Below are 607 nucleotides of genomic sequence, written 5' to 3'. Positions count from 1 at the left end.
CAAGCCTAGTTCGGGGCATGTTGCAAGCCTCAATTACCCGGGGTTTGAATGCTGAAATGGATGCCCACCTAGGCTATGAGCCCGGCGATAGAGCAGCTAAAGCTACTGCTGAAACAGACAATCACCGCAACGGCACCTACCCGAAAACCGTGGATTCTAACTACGGGCCAGTAAACATTGATGTTCCACGAGACCGGGCCGGGACGTTTATCCCAACCATGGTTCCTAAAGGCTCTAGGCGGCTAACAGATGTTGACGATATGATTGTCAGCTTATATGCCGGCGGAATGACCATTCGGGATATCCAGCACCATATGGCAACTGCGATGCGGGTTGATATCTCCCATGAGACGATTTCGGCGGTTACAGACGCAGTCTTGGATGAGGTCATGATCTGGCAAAACCGCCAGTTAGACGAGTTCTACCCCGTGATATTCCTGGATGCGTTGCGCATTAAAGTCCGCGACGGCGGCCGGGTAGTTAACAAGTCTGCGTACATGGCAATCGGGGTGGACCTCGACGGGATCAAGCATATTTTGGGATTGTGGATTGCCAAAGAAGAAGGTGCTTCCTTTTGGGCACACGTGTGCGCCAACTTATCTAACCG

Annotated in this window: 1 protein-coding gene; it reads left to right on the top strand. The window is 52.2% G+C overall.

The window, feature by feature from the left end:
* On the top strand, window positions 1–607 hold a 607-nt coding region (locus ABRP87_RS11265), incomplete at both ends, for an IS256 family transposase (RefSeq protein ID WP_349868870.1).

It is taken from the genome of Corynebacterium sp. KPL2830, from assembly GCF_040225635.1.
Lineage (GTDB): Bacteria > Actinomycetota > Actinomycetes > Mycobacteriales > Mycobacteriaceae > Corynebacterium.
The sequence above is the reverse complement of the archived record's forward strand: the minus strand, read 5'-3'. Positions and strand labels throughout refer to the sequence as shown.